This window comes from Companilactobacillus paralimentarius (assembly GCF_963227125.1).
GTDB classification, from domain to species: domain Bacteria; phylum Bacillota; class Bacilli; order Lactobacillales; family Lactobacillaceae; genus Companilactobacillus; species Companilactobacillus paralimentarius.
In genome coordinates, this window is sequence record NZ_OY724131.1 from 2,213,187 (window position 1) to 2,232,972 (window position 19,786).

Below are 19,786 nucleotides of genomic sequence, written 5' to 3' on the forward strand. Positions count from 1 at the left end.
AAATACCAACAATTATTTTAACATTAAGAGTTATCAAAGTTGAGTAATATGCGTTATAATAGAGAGGCTAATAAAATTTTTAGGCTAAACGAAGGGTTGAAAAATTGTCACCTAACAAAGAAAACTATTTAAAAACTATCTACGAACTAAATTATGATTTCACAAAAATTACTAATAAACGTATTTCTGAGATCATGAATGTTTCCGCCCCATCAGTTACTGAAATGCTGAATGCTTTATCAGGCGAAGGCTATTTAACTCACTCACCTTATAATAAAATTGTACTTACCCCTAAGGGAAATAAGGTCTCTGAAAAACTAGTTAAAACACACCGTCTTTGGGAAGTATTTCTAAATAAATGCTTGAAGTACCCTGTTGACAACGTCCATCATAATGCCGATGCTTTGGAACATTCTTCAGATGACGATTTAATCGAACACTTGAATGATTTCTTGGGTCATCCCCAACGATGTCCACATGGTGGTATCATTCCTGGCAATGGTCAGGGTGAAACAGATGCCGATGATAAATTGTTAAGCATGATTCCAGATGATACTAAAGTTCAAATTGTTAGAGTATCTGACAATTATGACTTCTTACAATACTTCGGTAGCTTGAATCTTGAAATTGATGATACAATTACCGTTCTTAAACATGAAAAATTTGATAATTCCCTTGTTGTTGAAAAAGATGATGGTTCAAAATTAACTATCGGGGCTAAAGCTATCGATTACATTTTCGTGGAATTACGTTAAAAAATATATTTTGCATAAATAATAGGACGAGAAACCAATCTGATTTCTCGTCCTATTTGCGTTTATCGCGTTCAACTTCAATTAATTCACTCAAATCATGACACTTTTCCAAAGCCTCACGATACTGTTCATGAATATCTGGATCAACTCGCCTACCATCACCAGACGGTACCATATGAATATCCTCGGTGTCAGCCTCGACAGCTGTTTTAAAATACCACATCTTATAATGAAGAAAATCCAATTGATCTTGGAGAGTTTGAATCTGTTCTTTTACCGTTGCCGCCTCTTTTTCCAATAATTCATAGCGACCCATTAACGTAACATCACCTTGCATACATAGATCAATGAAGTGACGAATTTCAGTAATTGTCATTCCACACTTTTTCATGCATTCAATTACTTGTAAAAAGTTCAAATCATTATCCTTAAAACTTCTTCGTCCTGCACTATCACGATCAACAAATGGCAGTAATCCCTTACGATCATAATAACGTAAAGTTGAAGTTGGCAAGTTCATTTCCTCTGCCACATCTCCAATTGAATATCTCATTTTCAATTCCTCCTTGACTTGAACCATGGTTTAACTAGTAGTATAGCAGATGAGAGTATCAAATTTACTACTGATAGAGAGGATTTTATACAATGGAAAAAACTGAAATGCAGAAACTGTTAGATGGCGAATGGTATCGACTCACTGATCCTGAAATTGCAGGCCGAAAAACAAGCTCCGCAACTTTATGCCAAGATTTTAATGCTATCCCCGAAAATGAACCAGAAAAACAAACCGCCAAGGCACGTAAAATCTTTGGTTCTGCTGGCAAGAATTTAACTGTACACAGTCGACTAACCGTTGACTATGGTAAGAATATTCACGTTGGTGATAATTTTTTGTCTAATTATAATTTAACAATACTAGATATTGCACCAGTAAATATGGGTAACAACGTCTGGATTGGCCCTGATACTGACATCTATACTGTTAATCATCCTTTAACTGCAAAGGGACGTAAGCAAAGATTAGGAATTGGTAAACCAGTCAATATTGGTAACGATGTCTGGATCGGTGGACATTGTACGATTTGTCCTGGAGTCACAATTGGTAACGGTGTAGTCGTTGCAGCAGGAGCAGTCGTTACAAAAGATATTCCTGATAATGTCTTAGTCGGCGGTGTTCCAGCCAAAGTAATTAAGAATATTGAACAATAAAAAAAACGTCCTCCATTAAGTATTCAAGATATATCCCTTACTTGAATTTCTTAATAGAGGTCGTTTTTATTTTACAAAATCACTTATTAAACATACTTACCTCAAGAAAAATATTATTTAGTCTGGAGTAAGAATCCCGATTCTCTTTTTTTTACTATTTTTGTGTTTGTTGATTATTCTCGACAATTTTTTTATAGAAGACAGCCATAACTAATTGTTCATATGGTTGCAACCAAACAGACAACAACTCATGTGTCATTGCATTAAGAATTTCCCAGAAAAAAAACTCAAAAATAATTGAGAAGTAAGTCCACTTGTATCCACGCATCACGATCGTACTGCGACTAAAGCTAGAAAAAGCCATTCGTAATGACCATTTTCCTTGGTCAGCTTGATCGTCCTTGAAAACCAAGAATGACTGGGAAAAGATTACCAAAAACCAAATCCCAGGAAGTACATAAAGCATGAATCCAGCTTCCAAAAACAGCCCTAATAACGCCGTTATGAAAAGCAGTGGAAAGAAGTATTTGCCACTAAAAGCCTGCAAACTATCCTTAATAGCATTGATTTGATAATCTGGATTTCTCAACTTATCAATCAAAGCATAAGAAACACCAGCACAAACCATCATAAAGAAGAAAAAGAAAGCATAAACTGCAACGTTACTCTGTGGTGTTAAATTCAGCATATATTGCGATGCCGAACTTGGATCATTTGCCATACTCATTGAAATCTCTGACAGGCGACGGCTAGCCTGCTCTGGATCAGCTAAATTAACATTTATATTAGCCATCCAAGTTGTATAAATTTTCATTCCAAAATACACTGCTAGAAATCTTAACAAAATCGGTACGATATTAAGTGCAATATTTCCTTTAATATCTTTTCTAAAAGCACGATGTGCTTCACGTCTGACTTCAAAAGCAGATATTCGATTGTAATTAGCGTTATTCATCAATATCCCTCACATTAGATAACGCCATTATAACAAAGATGGATTAACTAAACTAATTTACTTTATTGTGATTGGCGCCTTTGTAGTCTTGATCATTAACAAATTATTAGCATCAACCTTATTCTGATAGGAGTTGCCATACTTCTTATCGAAGTATCGAACATAACCATGCTCACTCGTTAGATCTAGTCCTTCAACACTAAGTCCTGAGCCAATGAAATGTCCAGCGCCAAACATTCTGAAGTCATTATGATTCATCAAAGTTGTTTTAGAAATAGAAATTTTACTATGATTATTCAATGATTTCAACGTATCTAAATTAGACTGTTTAATATTCATCTTAGACTCATCTAAATTAAAACTAGATTTCAAAATAGTTGAATTAGTAGCCGTAATTTGTGAATAGGCACTAGCAACTATGTTGGCATTAGAAATCTTACTATTCTTCATTGTTAGCTTGGCATCATATAAGTTCATTTTTTCAATATTATTAATTGTAGCGTCACTCATATAAACATTGGAATCATAGTCTAAGTCTTTGGCTGACTTGATAAAGTTATTTATCGTTACATCGTTTATTTTAATATTTCCTTCAGCAAGACGAACATTTACATTATCCAATGACTGATTCATAGGAATAGTTATCGTTACGTTATTGTCATCCAATAAATCAATACCAACATGATTTTTTCTCTCCTGACCCGTAACGGTTAGAGTATTATTTTTAATCTTATAAGTTGGTTCTGAGTTTTTTTCACCATCAATACGAATCTTATAACGGTCACCTAAGCGGAAGGTAACATTAGTATTTCTACCTTCAACGTACACATTTTTGAAATTACTCAACGGATAAGTTTCATCAATCTTTTGGATAATTTTAAATCCGTGATTCCAAACAACCGATTTATTTCCACCCATAATGAATCCACCGAGCAATAATAAACCACCAACTATTAATAAATAAAATCCGGTTACAAAATACTTACGCATTTTCTTTTTCCCCCTTCATTGGAGTCTTTCTACCATGAAGCAATTTCTTACCCAACCAACGGAAGAAAATAACAACTACACTAAAGAACCATTTCAATAAAGCAATTGTTATAGGAATCAAGAAGAAATCGATACCCAGAACTAATAGTCCTCCACCAATGTAAAAGATAGCTACAGAAAATGATTGAAAAATAACTGAAAGGCCAATAAATATTGCTCCAATACCACCAACTACTGAAACAGCGACCAAGAATAAGAATATTAAGACAAACAATATTGCTAAACCAACTACTAAAGCCAACATTAATATCACTATAAATGCAATTGGTAAAGCAATTGGCGATGCCATTAACGCCAATAAAACTAATCCGATCATCGTTAGATTTCTCTTGAAACGATCATTATTTGAAATATGCCCATTAGCAACATTTTGATAATTTTGTTCTGACATTTTAATTGAGTAATCGGCTAAAACCTTACGTGCCAAATTCTTAGGTGTTCCCAATTCATTAATAATGGCATCGGACGTACTCAATTTAGCATCGATTATATATTCTCGATAAAATTCGATTACATCTTGTTGTTCAGCGTCACTCAATTGATGTAAATATATTTTAAATTCATCAATATACGAATCTATTGCTCTATTATTCATTATTCCCCTCCAAGATAGTATCAGTTGCTGACTTCAATTCCTGCCAATTTTTTCTAATCCTATCCAGTTGTTCTCTACCTAAACCAGTAATTTTATAATAACGACGATTTCTACCTTCGTAGGCCTCATCATAAGTACTCAACCAGCCTTCTTTTTTTAACCGACGCAAAATCGGATACATGGTTGATTCGGAAATAGGAAATACCATCTGGACTTTCCTAGTGATCGCGTACCCATAATAATCTTCACTTGTAAGCAGAGCTAAAACAGAACCCTCAAGTATCTCAGTTGAAACTTGAATTGCCATATTATCTCCTCATTTCTATCATATTATACAACGTATAATATCGTTCAATTAATAATATATGATAAAAAATAGTATAAGTCAATTTAACTCTCTATTTTGGGTGGTATAACATGCCGTGGCCCATAGATTTTTTTGTGGACGACAGCATATTTAATCTAAAAAGCTTGACAATCTTTTTTTTACGTCGTACGATAATTGCAACATTTTAAAACAAATCTAAAAACGACGACAGAAGAGTAACTAAGTTAATTAGTCCAGAGAGTTAACGTTGGTGCGAAGTTAACCTAATCCTTAGTGAAACACATCTGTAAGTTGAATGCCTGAAACAAGTAAGTCATTTCGGTAGCACCGTTACAGCTGAAGTTATTGTAACTTCATGAGTCTAATATTGTGAGATATTAGAAATCAGAGGTGGTACCGCGAATATTCGCCCTCTTGGTCCTTTTGGATCGAGAGGGTTTTTTATTTGGGATAACCCTTATTTAGTGACAATAACTTCTTGAGGTTAATATCGTGAGGTATTAACAAATTAAGGTGGAACCACGTTAAAAACGTCCTTTAGCAAATTTGCTAGAGGACGTTTTTTTATGTCTTTAGTTAAAAGGGGAAAAGATTATGATGAATTATATTTTTGAAATTTTACCATCGCTTTTGAGTGGTACAGCTATGACTTTAAAAGTTTTCTTTTGGACATTGATTTGTTCATTACCACTGGGAGTTTTAGTTTCTCTCGGTCGTAGTTCGAAATTCAAACCACTAAGCTGGTTGGTTTCCTTCTACATCTGGGTTATGCGTGGAACGCCTTTGTTACTACAATTAATTTTTGTTTTCTATGGACTACCTAATATGCCATTCGTCCATATTGTTTTTGAAAGATATGATGCCGCATTATTTGCTTTCATTCTCAATTACACAGCGTACTTTGCCGAAATTTTTCGTGGTGGCTTCAGCACTGTCAGCAAGGGACAATTCGAAGGTGCTAAAGTTTTAGGACTCAACTATTGGCAAACATTGAGAAAAATTATTATTCCACAAGTAGTTAAAATTGTGCTGCCATCAATTGGTAATGAGGTTATCAACTTGGTTAAAGATTCATCATTGGTCTACGTTATCGGTTTAGGCGACTTGCTTCGTGCTGGTAACATCGCCAGTTCACGAGATGTAACACTTCTACCATTAGTATTAGTTGGTATCATTTACTTACTATTGACCTTGATCTGCACCTGGTTGTTAAAAGTTTTAGAAAAACATTTCAGTTATTACCGTTAGGAGAAAAATTATGTTGAAATTAGAAAATATTACTAAAAGTTTTGATGGTAAAACCATCTTAGACAATTTAAACCTTGAGGTTAAAGACAACTCAATTCTCAGCATTGTTGGCCCTAGTGGTGCCGGTAAAACAACTCTTTTACGTTGTATTGCTGGTTTGGAAAAAGTTGATTCTGGAACTTTTATACTTAACAACAAGCCTTTCGATCCCTTTGATGAATCAGTTAAAGAACGAGTTATTGGTGTCGTCTTCCAAGACTTCAATCTCTTTCCCCATCTGTCTGTTATGGAAAATATTTCCCTAGCACCCAAGTTAGTTTTGAAGCAGGATAAAACTACTGTGCAAAAAAATGTGGATAAACTTTTGGCTCAATTAGGTCTCACTTCTTTAAAAGATCAATATCCTTTTGAATTATCAGGCGGACAAAAACAACGTGTTGCTATCGCTAGAGCTTTGGCCATGCAGCCACAAATACTTTGCTACGATGAACCGACTTCAGCACTTGATCCTAGTTTACGTGATACTGTAGCTCAAGTTATTTTAGACTTGAAAAAAACTGGCATTACACAAATTGTTATCACCCATGATCCTGATTTTGCCAAAAAGATTGCCGATCAGTTACTAGAAGTTAAACCAATCAATGATTAATCTCCGGGGGTTAAATATGAAGAAAAAATTATTAATATTCATGGCTTTATTCTTACTTGCCTTGGGATTAAGCGGATGTAGCGATAATCAAAAATCCGTTGCACAAGAGGCTAACACTACTGATACTTGGAATCATATCAAGAAACGTGGTCGTGTCATCATTGGTTTGGATGATACCTTCGTACCCATGGGTTTTCGTGAGAAGAATGGAAAGTTAGTTGGCTATGACATTGATTTAGCCAAAGCTGTTTTTAAACAATACGGTATCAAAGCCGATTTCCAACCAATTGACTGGAATATGAAAGAAACCGAACTTCGTAATCAGACTATCGACCTAATTTGGAACGGTTACACCATCACTCCTGCCAGAAAGAAACAATTGGCTTTTTCACGTCCATATATGGCCAATCAGCAAGTTTTAGTCACGAAAACAAATAAAAATATCTCTTCATTTAAAGATATGCAAAATAAAATTCTTGGTGTCCAAACTAGTTCCTCTGGTGCTAGTCTTTTAGATGAACATCCTACTAAGTTAAAAAATTACATTAAACATAAAACACCCGTCCTTTACGACTCATTTAACAATGCCTTAATGGATCTGGACGACAAACGAATTCAAGGATTATTGATCGATAGTGTTTATGCTGGTTACTACATTAGTAAGGAAAAAGATCCTGCATCCTATCGAATAACTCGTGGTGGATTCACTGGTGAAGATTTTGCCGTGGGTATGCGCAAAGGTGATAAAACTCTTAAACGAAAAATTGATAATGGTTTACAACATCTTGCTAATACCGGCGAACTTCAAAAGATAAATAAGAAATGGTTTGGTAATTCTGATAATTCCTTAATCCAACCTGAAAACTAAAAAAGCTGATCAATTAATTTTGACCAACTTTTTTAGTTTCTACCATTATAAATGGATCAATTATGCTATCCAATAGTTCCTTATTTTGTAATTGTGCCACCCATTCAGAATTAACAGTGTCTGTTTGATATACGCAACTGGCCAATGTACCAGTGATACTAGCAATTGTATCCGTATCTTCACCTAGATTAACAGCCATTAAAATTGCCTCATCAATTGATTTCGAATTTAATACACACCAAACACAGGCTAATAACGTATCAACATCATAGCCGGTTGATTTGATATTATTACGACTGATATCTTTAAAACCAGGTGTAAAAATATCTCTATAATAGATAAATTCCGACCATTCATCCGGTTCATTTTGTAGTGCTACTTTTAATTGTTCAGGCAAATCTTTTAAAATATCATTTAGGTTCTTACCATTTAGTAATCCATGTAAAATTTCTAAATAAATATAACTTCCCATGATGGCTCGTGCATGCCGATGAGTCAAACTGGTATAATTTTTAGTTAATTTCAACCGTTCGGACAGATTCTTTTTTGTCTGTAAATGAATTGCTAAAGGTGCCAATCTCATCAAAGCACCATTGCCATTAGCATATTCACTAGGATCGCCACATTCCAAAGCAGAATAATGATTTGTCGACCAGTTACGCACAGCTTTTGCACAAGTACCGCCAATTCCAAATGCAATTCCCTTAGGCGTATATTTGTTATGGAACATATAGTTTTCAAACTTCTGCATTAATTTCTCATAATCACTTTTTTCAGTTAGACTCTCAACTAAGGGCAACGTAAAAGAAGTGTCGTCTGACCAGCTACCGGCATCTTGTTCCCAGGTTCCACCAGAAATCATTGCATCAACATAATAGGTATCACGTTTTTTAAATTCTACAGGAACGCCCAAAGCATCCCCCACAATTCCGGCATATAAAATATTCTTTATTAGATCAGCTTTCATAATGCATCTCCAGTCAAAAAAACTGGGACCGAAATGAATTCAGTCTCAGTTATCATTTATATTTTAGAGTTTCCTATCCCATCTATAGCACGTATAATCCTAAAAGATCAATAAAACAAACGCCAGAAAAATACCAAATACTGCTAGCATACTGACTTTTCTCTTATCGTCATGAATTTTTCGCAATCCATTTTTATCCATAAGCATCATTCTTCCGTGCCGTCTTTATTATATCATCTAATCTCCACTATGAAAAGGCTTTTTTGAAAAATTAATAATTTATATTTCCTCGCTTTTTGATTAAACTATATTCTAACCACAAAAATATTTAATCTCAATATTATTTTTCACTTATTAAGCAAAAATTTAAGTATAATTAACATATAAACACAAAGGAGCTACTGACTTAACCATGAATAAAAAGAATCGAGTATATTTGGCTGGACCTTTCTTTAGTGAAAATCAAATTAAACGTTTAGACGAAATTCAAAAATTACTAGAGGCCAACTCTACAATTGGTGATGTATTCAGACCTGGAGACGACGAATATACAGCAGCCGAGTTTGGCTCATTTGAATGGCAAACTGCCGTTTACAAACATGATATTAACAATATCAATAATTCCGATGTTGTTGTCGCAATGTTAGATTATAAGATAGAAGAAAACGAATTAGAGCCAGATTCTGGTACAATGTGGGAATGCGGTTATGCAGTGGCTAACAATGTTCCTGTTATCGGAGTTAGAAATATTAAAGATGAACCCCTTAACCTAATGCTTGCTGGCAGTTTGACAGCTTTCTTCAATGGCGCCGACAGTATCAAAGAAATTAAGGATTATGACTTTAATAAACTAATGACTAGATATGAAAATGTAAAGGTACTTTAGGAGGGAAACATGTCACAAGTAACAAAAAGAACAGAGAAATCAATTATCACAGCAATGTTTTCACTGCTTCAAAAGAAACCATTTGAGAAGATCACCGTTGGTGACATCTGTGATGAAGCTTTGATCAACCATAGTACTTTTTACCGTTACTTCAACGACAAATACTCCCTTTTGCATGCTGTTTTTTCATATTTATTAGACGATTTATTGAACAACACTTCCAATGCCAAAACTATTGTCTACCAAATAGCAGACTTTATGGAAAAAAATAGCAAATTCATGCATCATATTTCTCCACAATATCAGACTAAAGCTAATCTTTACCCTGAGTTCAGAAGTATTTTACGTGATATTGTTAAAACTAAAAGTGCCGATCCTGAAAGTCAAAGTGATCCGCTTATCAAAATGATTACCGAGTCAGACAGCCCAGAATTAATGATTAGCTTCATCGTCGGAGGATTGATTGGTTTAGTAGAATATCTGGAAGATAATGACTTTAATGTTTCCTATGATAAATTCATTGATTTCACTGAAGATCTTTTTACTAAATGGTCTAAATGAACTACTTCGACACTGGAGTACCGAACCTCTAAAGACGTTTCAAAATTGCTAACCGATATTTTAATCAACTAGTAGCAGTTAAAAACATTTTACTAAAGCTTGTCCCATCTCAGTATTCAATTGAATTTATTAATCTTTGATAATTGTTTTATCTCTTCGTGAACTATTAAAAGTGTGTAATACTTGTTAGTTGATGAATTACAATCAGATACACGATTATAATTATTAGGCATCTTTAATCGTCAAATTATTTCATGAGTGTACATAGGAAATGTGGTTAAAGAAATTTTAATAGAATACATGAATCAACAATTAACGACTTTATAAAAGGATTGTGTCTTAGTTGGCACAATCCTTTTTCTGTTCTAAAATAATAATATTGTGTTCATCTTTGAGGGGGGAAGTTCAAATGCAAACTACTAAATCAAAAAAATATTTTCTATTAAGTATGATGTTAATTGCTGCCAATCTACGTTTGCCAATTATGATTATTCCTCCATTAATTAAATCAATTGAAAGCCAATTAGGTTTACCTAAGTCTATGGCTGGACTAATTACTTCAATTCCACTGATTACTTTTGCTATACTCTCGCCTATCATTGTCAAAGTTGCTAAAAAATTGGGCAATGAGCTAACAATCTTCATCTTCTTTCTACTATTAATAATCGGAAGTTATTTGCGGATTATTCCCACAATCACAGCTTTAATGTTTGGTACTTTTTTAGTCGGTATCGGGATTGATAGTGGAAACGTTCTAGTTCCTGCGATTATTAAGGATCGTATGCCTGATGAAATTCCTTTAGGAACCAGTTTATATACTCTTTCAATGTTATTGATTGGTGCTATTGGTACAGCTTTATCAGGAATCTTGATTACTAAAACAAATCTCCAGACAACTTTGGCTTTACTTTCAATTATGGGAGTCATCGCAACTATTTTTTGGTTACCTAATCTTAAAAATAATCAAAAAGACAACACTCAACAATCACAATCCAAAGTTTATCGAAGTGTTTGGAATCAATCCTTAGGATGGTTAATCACTGCTTTCTTCGGATTACAATCAATTGTTTACTACTCTTTTATCACTTGGTTACCTTCAATTCTTGAAAGTAGCGGTATCGCTAGTATTACTGCCAGTAATCTACTTACCTTATTGCAGCTGAGTGGTTTACCTTGCTCATTCATCGTTCCTTTTCTTTCAGTTAGAACGGGAGGAATGAAAAAACTTTTAACAATGCTATTTATTGGTTACGCAGTTGCACCATTAGGATATTTAATTTCTACTAGCAGTTTAGTCTTTTTAACTATTGTGACGGTGGTGACTGGATTTGGATCAGGTTTAGCTTTTAATATGGCTGTAGTCTTCTTCACTGAAAAAACTACTAATCCGATTCAGACCGCCGAAGTATCTGGTATGGCTCAATCTGCTGGTTATCTGTTAGCTGCAATTGGCCCAACGCTCTTTGGTTTTCTACAAAGCAGCACTCAATCATGGAATTTAATTATTATTATTTTAATTTTATTATCAATCTTACTAACACTATCAGGAATTTTTATTGCACATCACAAACCTATCAAAGAATGAGGATTAAAAAAATGAAATATATCTTTTTCGATTTCGACGGTACAATCGCCGATACTAAAGTTGGAACTATTAAGGCACTTCAATACATGGCTCAAAAATTGAATATCACTGACTTGGGGGCTGACACTTATCAAAAATTTATTGGTTCTGCTATCACCGAAAGTTTTGGCAAATATTATCCCAAACTTCCTAAAGAACGTTATTCTGAAGCTATTGCTGCCTACGACGAATATTACAAAAATGAAGGTCTCTATCAATTGACCCTTTATCCACAAATTGAAGATGTTTTATCAGCCTTAAAAGATGATGGCTATCGACTTTACATTTCGTCCGCAAAAACTGAATCACTTATTAAGAAGTTAATTGCTTACCTCAAATTAAACCAGTATTTCACCGGTCTTTACGGTGCTTCAGAAGATGAAGTAACACGTTCAAGCAAAGCTGACATTCTCAAATATGCACTTGAAAATGCTAATGCTAACGCCGATGAATCAGTTATTATTGGTGATCGTTCAACCGATATTCAAGGTGGCATTGCTAACAACGTTCACACTCTAGGTATCACTTACGGATTCGGAGATTACGCTGAATTACGTGATGCAGGTGCCGAATCAATTTTAGAAGATCCTACTGAAATTCCTTCTGAAATTCGAGCAATGTAGTTAGAAAACTTTTTCAAAAAATTTGAGCTTTTCCCTTGATATGAAACGGGTTCGATAAAGTAACATAATAATTGTAAAGAGAGTAAGACATGTCGAAGCTCCTTCGTTAAATAATGACAGAGGAGATATAATATTATGCTATTTAAAATTTTTAGAAAAAACCATACTACTGCTAACATCGAATTAAAGGACAATAATCAATTAAGTGCTTTGAAACTAGCTGCTGAAAAGGCCGCTGATGAATTCAGTTTGGACGCTCAAACTGTGCAAAGCAGTTTATTTGCTAGTGCCGCTCAAGAACCAACTATTCTAGCTGGTCGTGTTGTTTACATGTTTGTAACTAGTGACAAGAAACATAAGGCACACTCAATGACTTTAACTTTCAAAAATCCTATTGCTTGGGGAAATGATAAAGTCCCTGTTGACTATATGATAGTCGGCGTATTATCCGATGGTGCTGGCCAAGAGGATGCCGATCAACTAAAAGAACATATTACCGATAAAGTTAATGAGAACGCTGATAAATTGGATGATATCAGATTTAACGATTCCGAATTAAACAAATTCAATCAATCATTTACAGAATAAAAGAAGTCGACCAACCGGCCGGCTTTTTTGCTATAAAAATTAGAACAAGAAACCTAAGACTTTTCTATAGTCAGATTGAGTTTTTTGCTTAATAATAGTAGACAATGAGTATATATTGAGGGGAATAGCTATGAAATTCTATCATAAGGTAATTTTTATTACCCTAGGCATTTTAGGAATAATTCTTTTTTCTACCATGATTTGGTATCAGTATAGCGATATTATTCAAAGCTTCTTTAACTATACTTTCGATCGTGAAACACTTATTGATCTTTTAAGACATCAGGGTCGTCATAATGCTATCTTATTCATCGCCATAATTGCTATTGGTTCAGCCATTCCAGGAGTTCCAATTGCTGCGGTCGCAATTCTTTCAGGCGTCTGCTTTGGCCGTTGGCTTGGTTTCGGAGTTAATGTGATTGGTGCTGTTATTGGTAATATGCTGGCTATAAATATTTTAGGTTCATTCCCCCACAAAGTTCGCCCCAGTCGTTTTAGACCATTAGCCGATAAACTCAAGAATATGCGCCATCCCAGATTAGGATTAAGTATTGGTTACGCCGTACCTATGTTACCAACCTTATTAGTTAATTATGCTGCAATCGAAATGAAATTATCATGGCGCAATAAACTCATTTGTATTTTCTTAGGTTCTTTACCTGTATCATTCTTATACGCTTTTGGTGGAGATGAATTAATCTTTGGCAATATTAAAGTCACCATAATAGCCATTCTGATAGTAGTTTTAATGATTGCTTTGTACGATTTTATCCGTCGAGATCAGAGGATTAAACAAAGTATTTAAATAACTAAAAAAAGTCGACCGCTTTGGTCGACTTTTTGTTTACTTAACTTTCATTTCCACTACCTTTGACCCAATTTCTAAATCAACACCATTTTCCTTTAATAAATTGGTTTTATCAATTTTATCCGCAGTATTAGTTATGATTGTCAGAACAACAGTATCCTTTTTGGCAAGTTTTACTTGTTCCAAATCCATTCTAGCAATAGGTGTTTGAACTTTAACTTGTTCTCCTTCTTTAACTAAAATTTCAAAAGGTTTTCCTTCAAGCTCAACTGTATCTAATCCCATGTGAACCATAATTTCTAGACCACTTGGAGTTTTTAATCCTAAAGCGTGTTTAGTTTTAAAAACTGAGGTAATTGTTCCTTCCACCGGTGAACAAATATCTCCCTGAGTTGGTACAACTCCAAATCCTTCACCCATTAATTTTTGTGCGAATACTGGATCATTAACATTTTCTAATGTCTGTAATTTACCATTTGATGGAGCATATATTATTTCAGTAGTTTTTTTCTTTCCTAATCCGAATAATCCCATTTAATTTACCTCTATTCATCTGTTCCTAAAATACCATTTATCTCTTGGCTATATAGATCAGCCTTTCCACCGTAGACTGCTTGTAGTCCACCACTAACATCTAATACTGCCGTGGCGCCCAAATCTTTCAATATCTTTTTATCAACTTTTGTATTATCAGCAACAGCAATACGTAATCTCGTAGCACAAGCTTCAACACTTTGAATATTTTCAGCTCCGCCTAATGCACCAATAATTTGTTGTGATTGATCATGTAAACTGGAATTTTTATCAGTTGTCGATTCATTTGCTGAAGATTGTGTATTATCATCATCTTCCATTCCCGGAATTGCTACATGGAATTTTGTAATACAAAATCTAAACACCACATAATAAACGACAGCCCAAATTAATCCGAACCAAAGTACTGTAGGCCAATTAGTTTTATCCTTACCTTGTAAAACTCCGAACAATAAATAATCAATTAGTCCTCCTGAAAAGGAATTACCAATTCTAATATTAAGAATATCTGCAAAATAAAATGATAATCCATCTAGAAAGGCATGAATCACATAGAGCCATGGAGCAACAAACAAGAAAGTATATTCAAGTGGTTCAGTAATACCTGTTAGAAATGATGTCAATCCACCACTCAAGTAAAGTCCACCATCTTTTTTTCTATTTTTCTTTGGTAAACAATGATACATAGCTAAAGCTGCGGCTGGTAAACCAAACATCATCGTGGCAAATCTACCAGCAAAGAAACGTGTTCCATATGTAAATAAACCAACATGATTAGCATCTGCTAACTGTGCAAAGAAAATATTTTGAGCACCAACTACAGTATGTCCAGCAACAGTCGCGATGCCACCAAGTGATGTGTACCAGAATAATGGATAGATTGTATGATGCAAGCCAACAGCACCTAACAAACGAAGTAAGAAGCCATAGAAGAAAGTACCAATACTACCCATTTTGGCAATATTATGACCTACTATTACTAGCCAACCTTGAACGGGTGGCCAAATCATAAAGAATAATGCTCCAATAAAAATTGCTGTAAAAGATGTAATAATAGGAATAAATCTTGAACCACCGAAAAAGCCTAAAAATTGTGGCAATTCAATTTTACGATATCGGTTGTGAAGATAAGCAACCATACCGCCAATCACAATTGAACCAACTACACCAGTGTCAATGGTTGTTCCTTTTGGAGAAAACATTTGAATAAAACCAGCTATGGTAGCTGTATAAACTAAGAAAGAAACACCGGCAGCTAAACCGGCAGTACCTTTATCTCCATTCGCCAATCCAACTGCAATACCAATAGCAAATATTAATGCAATATTATTGAAGACGGCGCTACCAGCAAAATTCATAATCTTTAAAATTGTTTGTAACCAAGGCATTGATAGAAATGGATATGTCTTAACGGCGGCATCATTAGTTAACGCTCCACCTAAACCTAACAGAAGACCGGCTGCCGGCAAAATAGCTATCGGTAGCATAAAAGCTCTTCCTAACTGAGAGAATTTTTTGAACATTTTTATTTACCCCTTATTTTTAATTAAGTGCCGCAATAAAACGTTGTGCAATTTCCATTGGTCTTGTAATCGCTCCACCAACTACAATTCCAGTTACGCCCATATTCTGAATTTCTTTAGCTTGCTCTGGAGTATGAATCTTACCTTCAGCAATTACGGGCATCTCGGCATCAACATATGCCTTTATCAAATTGATATCCGGGCCATTTTGTTTTTTACTTTCTTCTGTATAACCGCTCAATGTCGTTCCAACAAAATCAACTCCAGCTTCATAGGCATTCTTACCTTCTTCAAAAATTGAAGTATCTGCCATCAATAACTGTTCCGGATATTTAGCTTTAACTTCTTTAATAAATTCTTCAACGGTTTTGCCATCATGGCGTTTGCGCAATGTACAATCTAAAGCAATTACTGCTACTCCTGTTTCATGTAACTCATCAACTTCTTTCATTGTTGCTGTAATAAATGGTTTTTCCGGTGGATAATCTTTTTTGATAATTCCAATAACTGGCAAATCAACCACTTCTTGTATTTCCTTAATATCTCGAACTGAATTTGCTCTGATACCAACAGCTCCAGCACGTTTAGCAGCGAGAGCCATTAATGGCATGATTCCTCCTTGTTCTGCATAAAGTGGTTCTCCAGGAAGCGCCTGACAAGAAACAATCAAACCACCTTTAATTTGTTTTATAAAATTTTCTTTTTTCATCCTTCATTTTCCCTCCAAAATTAATTAATTTGGATTACATTCTCCAGAAAGAAATATAAAACATTATTTAGTGTTTGTAAACCCTTTCTTTTTTAAGATTCTAAATAATCATCAGAAAATGTATAATTATCAAGAGAAATACAATTGGAGAATTTTCAAAATGAATATTGATAATTTAATTAAAGACAAATACGAAACTCTAACTAAATCAGAAAAGAAAATTGCACAATATATTATGAATAATAAAAAATCCATTATTTATGGGACAATGGAAACAATCAAAAAAAACGTCTCTGTGGGTGATGCCACGATAGTACGTTTTTCAAGAAAATTAGGTTTTTCTGGTTTTAATGATTTAAAAATCGATTTAGCTAAGACCGAACTGGAAGAAAGTAATATTGACTCTAGTCATGATTATTATGATGACATAGCAGATCGTCTGATTTCGACAATTAAGGATACCGCATCACTTATCGATCCAAATGATTTGAATGAAGCAATACGACTAATCACAAATTGTCATAAACTTTATATTTTTGGAGTCGGACATAGTGGTGAAATTGGAAAAGATTTTTCAAAAATGCTATTAAGAATTGGTCTAATCGTTCAGGCTGAAACTGATCCACATTTTCAGTCGCAAATGGCTGCCATGATGTCAAACAATGATCTTGTTATTGGTATATCTCTTTCTGGAGAAACCAAAGATACTTATGATTCACTCCAAATAGCTAAAAAAAGTGGTGCAAATATCATCTCTATTACTAACAATAATCTTTCATCCATTGCACAAATTAGCGATATAACGCTACGAACTTCAATCGAGGAATTCCTCAATGGCGGTTCATTAGCTGGTCAATTATCGCAACTATATGTTTGTGAAGTTCTAATTCGCGGTTATGAAAGACAAAATGGTGTAGATGCCGTTTCTCTTCGTGAAAAAGCATTACGTTCAATTATGGATAAAAGATTAAATAACTAAAAAAAGTCGACCGCTTTGGTCGACTTTTTGTTTACTTATTAACATCAAAAACGTATCCTTGTGGATAAAATTCTAGGCGATAGGCTCGATAAACATAAACTTTTGATGAAGCATTCTTAACTGTCACGTTGAAAACTTGATTACCACTTGAATCAACCTCAATCACATTACTTTCGGTACCATTATCTTTATATCCGAAATCGACTAACGTATTCCCATTACTTTCTCGTTCAGCATAACCGATAATATTTGTAAAATTAGTCTTTCCCAGTGATTTTCCATATGCCCAAGTCTGATCTATTGTCATCTTCTTAGTATCAATATGGTACTGAACTGCCTGTGAATATTTACCTGACGTCTTCTTATTACCATTAGTAACATCGACGTTATTATCATAAAGTAAAATATTCTCACCGTTCTTATCTTTACTTAACTGATAAAGTCCGTGCTGTCCACCAGTTATCGTCGTGCCTTTCGTCGGCGTCAACAATTTGCTGAGATATTTCTTAGGCCAGCTCTTCTTCGACTTCCCACTGTAAATCCAAATTATCTTATCAGTCTTATAATTCAACTTCATAATCATATCTTGATTACGTCCCGAAATCATAATCGTATTATCTGACTTATCATAATCAACAGCATTTTGATGGAACCAATCAATTTTTCCGTCTGATCCAGCTTTATAGTTCTTATACATTGAGCTAGGTAGAATTTTCTTCAAATCAATCACTTTAACTATTTTTCCGGTTTTATGGGAAATCTGAACCATCACATCTTCTTTATATTTAGATCCATCATTTACGGTCGCTAAAATATCCTTATTGGGCAATTCCAAAAGATCATGATGAATGACAGTTGTTTCATCCTTAGCATTACCACTGTCATTGGATTTAACTTTACTATTAAAACTATATTCTTGATAAACTCGACCTAGAACATCCGTCTCAATCAAATCATTATAAACAGTCGAATCAACATTTTTCTTAGTTAAAATCAAAAAGTGTCCATCATCGGTTTGTTCAATCGTATGTTGTGAATAATTAGTCGAATACCATCTGACCTCTCCGTCTGCATCAATGGCAAATGGTTCTTTAGTTGTACGGTTCATTAAAGTTAACTTATTATCGCCAATATCCATTTTGGATTTATCATTTTTAGAAACTACAATCTTGGCATTCTTAATATATTTAGGTAACTCTTCAGTTTGTAAATGTAGAACTTTTTGCTCCGTACTACCATCTTTATAAGTTACAGTAACTGTCACAGTATTATTGTAGTCAGCATACAAACCCGCTATTGGCACTTGGTGTGTTTTTTGATAAGGTAGATTGCAACAATTAATCGAATTTTTCGGACAAGTCATCAAAGAAGACTTGGAGTGGCGTTTTCCACCCTAAACATTTCCGGGGACGCCAGTTTAAGTACTTTGAGATCATAGTCAGCTCTTCATCCGTAACGCTCTCAATTGGCTGGTTCTTTGGAATGTGTAGCCGAATCTCGCGGTTCAACCGTTCGTTGGTTCCGCGTTCATGTGGCGCATACGGGTGGGCAAAATAATGGGCAATTCCTCGTTAAGCTCTAGGATTGCCTTAGTCATAGCTTTACTATCACGTCCCGGTAAACGACGAATAATCATTAGTCGGGACTTACGATCAGTAAAGGTAGCTAGGACCTCGCCCCTGGTTTTTCCTGATAGGATGGTATCGGCTTCAAAATGACCAATCTCTTGACGCAGGTTAGCCTCGTCCGGGCGTTGGTTGATAAACTTCGCCCCACGTGTGTACTGACCACGACCGTCGTGGCTCTTTCGGTACCGCACACCGTGGTCTGGAAGGACCTCGCGTTTGATGTCCAACCAGCCCTTGTCCAGCCAGTTATAGAGGGTTTTGAATGGCATTTGGAGAATATGCGCGATGACTTCAAAACTCCACCGCTGTTCGAGAATGATCCCACGGACGAATTCTCTTAAATTCTCTGTTAGAAGAGTTTTCCGTCCCCGGTGAGTTAGCTTCTTTTCGCAGTCTTCCTGAGCTTGATCAGCGTCATAGTATCCCTTAGGACAGCGCTTTAGTTCATAGTTGATGGTTGAAGGAACTACACCAACTTCTTCAGCAATTTGTTTTTGTGAGTAACCAACCTTAAGCAGCGTTTGGATGACAGTTCTATCCGATAATGTTAAAATGTGACTCATGGGTAATGGACTCCTATTGTTTATAGTTTTGTCACTTAAAACAATACCGGGGCCATTGCCCTTTTTCTATCCAAATTTTTCGTCTGGGTAGAATTCTATTTAATCTTACAATCTACCGTATAAAAAAAATGTTGAT

Annotated in this window: 24 protein-coding genes and 1 other annotated feature; of the genes, 12 read left to right on the forward strand and 12 right to left on the reverse strand. The window is 34.9% G+C overall.

The window, feature by feature from the left end:
• The first annotated feature begins 104 nt into the window (after positions 1–104).
• Positions 105–755, forward strand: coding sequence for a metal-dependent transcriptional regulator (locus tag ACI6PB_RS10940; protein WP_025085215.1), 651 nt, complete (start codon positions 105–107; stop codon positions 753–755).
• Positions 756–807: 52 nt separating this feature from the next.
• On the opposite strand, the gene ACI6PB_RS10945 is transcribed toward ACI6PB_RS10940, so the two are convergent.
• Positions 808–1,308: a MerR family transcriptional regulator gene (locus ACI6PB_RS10945; RefSeq protein ID WP_025085214.1), complete on the reverse strand. Its 501-nt coding sequence runs from the start codon at positions 1,306–1,308 to the stop codon at positions 808–810.
• Positions 1,309–1,400: 92 nt separating this feature from the next.
• Here ACI6PB_RS10945 and ACI6PB_RS10950 point away from each other — a divergent pair, with 92 nt between their 5' ends.
• On the forward strand, positions 1,401–1,964 hold the full coding sequence (locus ACI6PB_RS10950; protein WP_404327414.1) for a sugar O-acetyltransferase: 564 nt from the start codon (positions 1,401–1,403) through the stop codon (positions 1,962–1,964).
• Between the two features lie 154 nt (positions 1,965–2,118).
• On the opposite strand, the gene ACI6PB_RS10955 is transcribed toward ACI6PB_RS10950, so the two are convergent.
• Genes ACI6PB_RS10955 through ACI6PB_RS10970 form a run of 4 tightly spaced genes read right to left on the reverse strand, consistent with a single transcriptional unit; the run spans position 2,119 to position 4,871 of the window.
• Entirely contained in the window at positions 2,119–2,919 is an 801-nt protein-coding gene (locus tag ACI6PB_RS10955; protein WP_056955774.1) for a DUF975 family protein, read from the reverse strand.
• A 57-nt stretch (positions 2,920–2,976) separates the two neighbouring features.
• Positions 2,977–3,909 (reverse strand): DUF4097 family beta strand repeat-containing protein, encoded by a 933-nt coding sequence (locus ACI6PB_RS10960; protein ID WP_025085210.1) that lies wholly within the window; start codon positions 3,907–3,909, stop codon positions 2,977–2,979.
• Entirely contained in the window at positions 3,902–4,564 is a 663-nt protein-coding gene (locus ACI6PB_RS10965; protein ID WP_034544109.1) for a DUF1700 domain-containing protein, read from the reverse strand. Before ACI6PB_RS10965 ends, ACI6PB_RS10960 begins: the two co-directional genes overlap by 8 nt.
• Positions 4,557–4,871, reverse strand: a complete 315-nt coding sequence (locus ACI6PB_RS10970; protein WP_025085208.1) for a PadR family transcriptional regulator — start codon at positions 4,869–4,871, stop codon at positions 4,557–4,559. Before ACI6PB_RS10970 ends, ACI6PB_RS10965 begins: the two co-directional genes overlap by 8 nt.
• Positions 4,872–5,087: 216 nt before the next feature.
• Positions 5,088–5,309, forward strand: a binding site (T-box leader).
• Between the two features lie 177 nt (positions 5,310–5,486).
• Here ACI6PB_RS10970 and ACI6PB_RS10975 point away from each other — a divergent pair.
• The 3 genes from ACI6PB_RS10975 to ACI6PB_RS10985 are packed head-to-tail and all read left to right on the forward strand — an operon-like array spanning position 5,487 to position 7,657.
• The gene (locus ACI6PB_RS10975) at positions 5,487–6,140 is read left to right on the forward strand and encodes an amino acid ABC transporter permease (RefSeq protein WP_034544106.1); all 654 of its coding nucleotides are present in this window, start codon (positions 5,487–5,489) and stop codon (positions 6,138–6,140) included.
• Between the two features lie 10 nt (positions 6,141–6,150).
• The gene (locus tag ACI6PB_RS10980) at positions 6,151–6,789 is read left to right on the forward strand and encodes an amino acid ABC transporter ATP-binding protein (RefSeq protein WP_025085206.1); all 639 of its coding nucleotides are present in this window, start codon (positions 6,151–6,153) and stop codon (positions 6,787–6,789) included.
• A gap of 16 nt (positions 6,790–6,805) precedes the next feature.
• On the forward strand, positions 6,806–7,657 hold the full coding sequence (locus ACI6PB_RS10985) for a transporter substrate-binding domain-containing protein (RefSeq protein ID WP_025085205.1): 852 nt from the start codon (positions 6,806–6,808) through the stop codon (positions 7,655–7,657).
• Positions 7,658–7,670: 13 nt separating this feature from the next.
• Here the strand turns inward: ACI6PB_RS10985 and ACI6PB_RS10990 are convergent, their stop codons facing one another.
• A complete protein-coding gene (locus tag ACI6PB_RS10990; RefSeq protein ID WP_404327415.1) occupies positions 7,671–8,624 on the reverse strand; it encodes an ADP-ribosylglycohydrolase family protein in 954 nt (317 codons plus the stop codon).
• Positions 8,625–9,036: 412 nt separating this feature from the next.
• Here ACI6PB_RS10990 and ACI6PB_RS10995 point away from each other — a divergent pair, with 412 nt between their 5' ends.
• From ACI6PB_RS10995 to ACI6PB_RS11020, 6 genes are all read left to right on the forward strand, one after another.
• Positions 9,037–9,510, forward strand: coding sequence for a nucleoside 2-deoxyribosyltransferase (locus ACI6PB_RS10995; RefSeq protein ID WP_025085203.1), 474 nt, complete (start codon positions 9,037–9,039; stop codon positions 9,508–9,510).
• A gap of 9 nt (positions 9,511–9,519) precedes the next feature.
• The gene (locus ACI6PB_RS11000) at positions 9,520–10,071 is read left to right on the forward strand and encodes a TetR/AcrR family transcriptional regulator (RefSeq protein WP_056955775.1); all 552 of its coding nucleotides are present in this window, start codon (positions 9,520–9,522) and stop codon (positions 10,069–10,071) included.
• Between the two features lie 409 nt (positions 10,072–10,480).
• On the forward strand, positions 10,481–11,656 hold the full coding sequence (locus ACI6PB_RS11005; RefSeq protein ID WP_025085202.1) for an MFS transporter: 1,176 nt from the start codon (positions 10,481–10,483) through the stop codon (positions 11,654–11,656).
• Positions 11,657–11,667: 11 nt separating this feature from the next.
• Positions 11,668–12,318 carry an HAD hydrolase-like protein gene (locus ACI6PB_RS11010; RefSeq protein ID WP_404327416.1) on the forward strand — a complete coding sequence of 217 codons (651 nt, stop codon included), beginning with the start codon at positions 11,668–11,670 and terminating at the stop codon, positions 12,316–12,318.
• 135 nt (positions 12,319–12,453) lie between these two features.
• Positions 12,454–12,906 (forward strand): PTS sugar transporter subunit IIA, encoded by a 453-nt coding sequence (locus tag ACI6PB_RS11015; RefSeq protein ID WP_025085200.1) that lies wholly within the window; start codon positions 12,454–12,456, stop codon positions 12,904–12,906.
• A 130-nt stretch (positions 12,907–13,036) separates the two neighbouring features.
• Complete coding sequence (locus ACI6PB_RS11020) at positions 13,037–13,711, forward strand: TVP38/TMEM64 family protein (RefSeq protein ID WP_025085199.1); 675 nt, start codon at positions 13,037–13,039, stop codon at positions 13,709–13,711.
• Between the two features lie 39 nt (positions 13,712–13,750).
• Here ACI6PB_RS11020 and ACI6PB_RS11025 read toward each other — a convergent pair whose 3' ends face one another.
• From ACI6PB_RS11025 to ACI6PB_RS11035, 3 genes are read right to left on the reverse strand one after another with little or no spacing between them, the layout of a single operon-like run.
• The gene (locus ACI6PB_RS11025) at positions 13,751–14,248 is read right to left on the reverse strand and encodes a PTS glucose transporter subunit IIA (RefSeq protein WP_309510709.1); all 498 of its coding nucleotides are present in this window, start codon (positions 14,246–14,248) and stop codon (positions 13,751–13,753) included.
• A gap of 11 nt (positions 14,249–14,259) precedes the next feature.
• Complete coding sequence (locus ACI6PB_RS11030; protein WP_025085197.1) at positions 14,260–15,771, reverse strand: PTS transporter subunit EIIC; 1,512 nt, start codon at positions 15,769–15,771, stop codon at positions 14,260–14,262.
• A gap of 19 nt (positions 15,772–15,790) precedes the next feature.
• Positions 15,791–16,480: an N-acetylmannosamine-6-phosphate 2-epimerase gene (locus ACI6PB_RS11035; RefSeq protein ID WP_404327417.1), complete on the reverse strand. Its 690-nt coding sequence runs from the start codon at positions 16,478–16,480 to the stop codon at positions 15,791–15,793.
• A gap of 160 nt (positions 16,481–16,640) precedes the next feature.
• Between ACI6PB_RS11035 and ACI6PB_RS11040 the strand changes: the two genes are divergently transcribed.
• Positions 16,641–17,459, forward strand: a complete 819-nt coding sequence (locus ACI6PB_RS11040; RefSeq protein WP_025085195.1) for a MurR/RpiR family transcriptional regulator — start codon at positions 16,641–16,643, stop codon at positions 17,457–17,459.
• Between the two features lie 31 nt (positions 17,460–17,490).
• Here ACI6PB_RS11040 and ACI6PB_RS11045 read toward each other — a convergent pair whose 3' ends face one another.
• The 3 genes from ACI6PB_RS11045 to ACI6PB_RS11055 are packed head-to-tail and all read right to left on the reverse strand — an operon-like array spanning position 17,491 to position 19,650.
• A complete protein-coding gene (locus ACI6PB_RS11045; protein WP_082603697.1) occupies positions 17,491–18,822 on the reverse strand; it encodes an aryl-sulfate sulfotransferase in 1,332 nt (443 codons plus the stop codon).
• A complete protein-coding gene (locus ACI6PB_RS11050) occupies positions 18,797–18,967 on the reverse strand; it encodes a hypothetical protein (protein WP_404327418.1) in 171 nt (56 codons plus the stop codon). Before ACI6PB_RS11050 ends, ACI6PB_RS11045 begins: the two co-directional genes overlap by 26 nt.
• Positions 18,964–19,650 (reverse strand): IS30 family transposase, encoded by a 687-nt coding sequence (locus ACI6PB_RS11055; protein ID WP_404327419.1) that lies wholly within the window; start codon positions 19,648–19,650, stop codon positions 18,964–18,966. The genes ACI6PB_RS11050 and ACI6PB_RS11055 overlap by 4 nt, the downstream gene beginning before the upstream one ends.
• Positions 19,651–19,786: the final 136 nt, after the last annotated feature.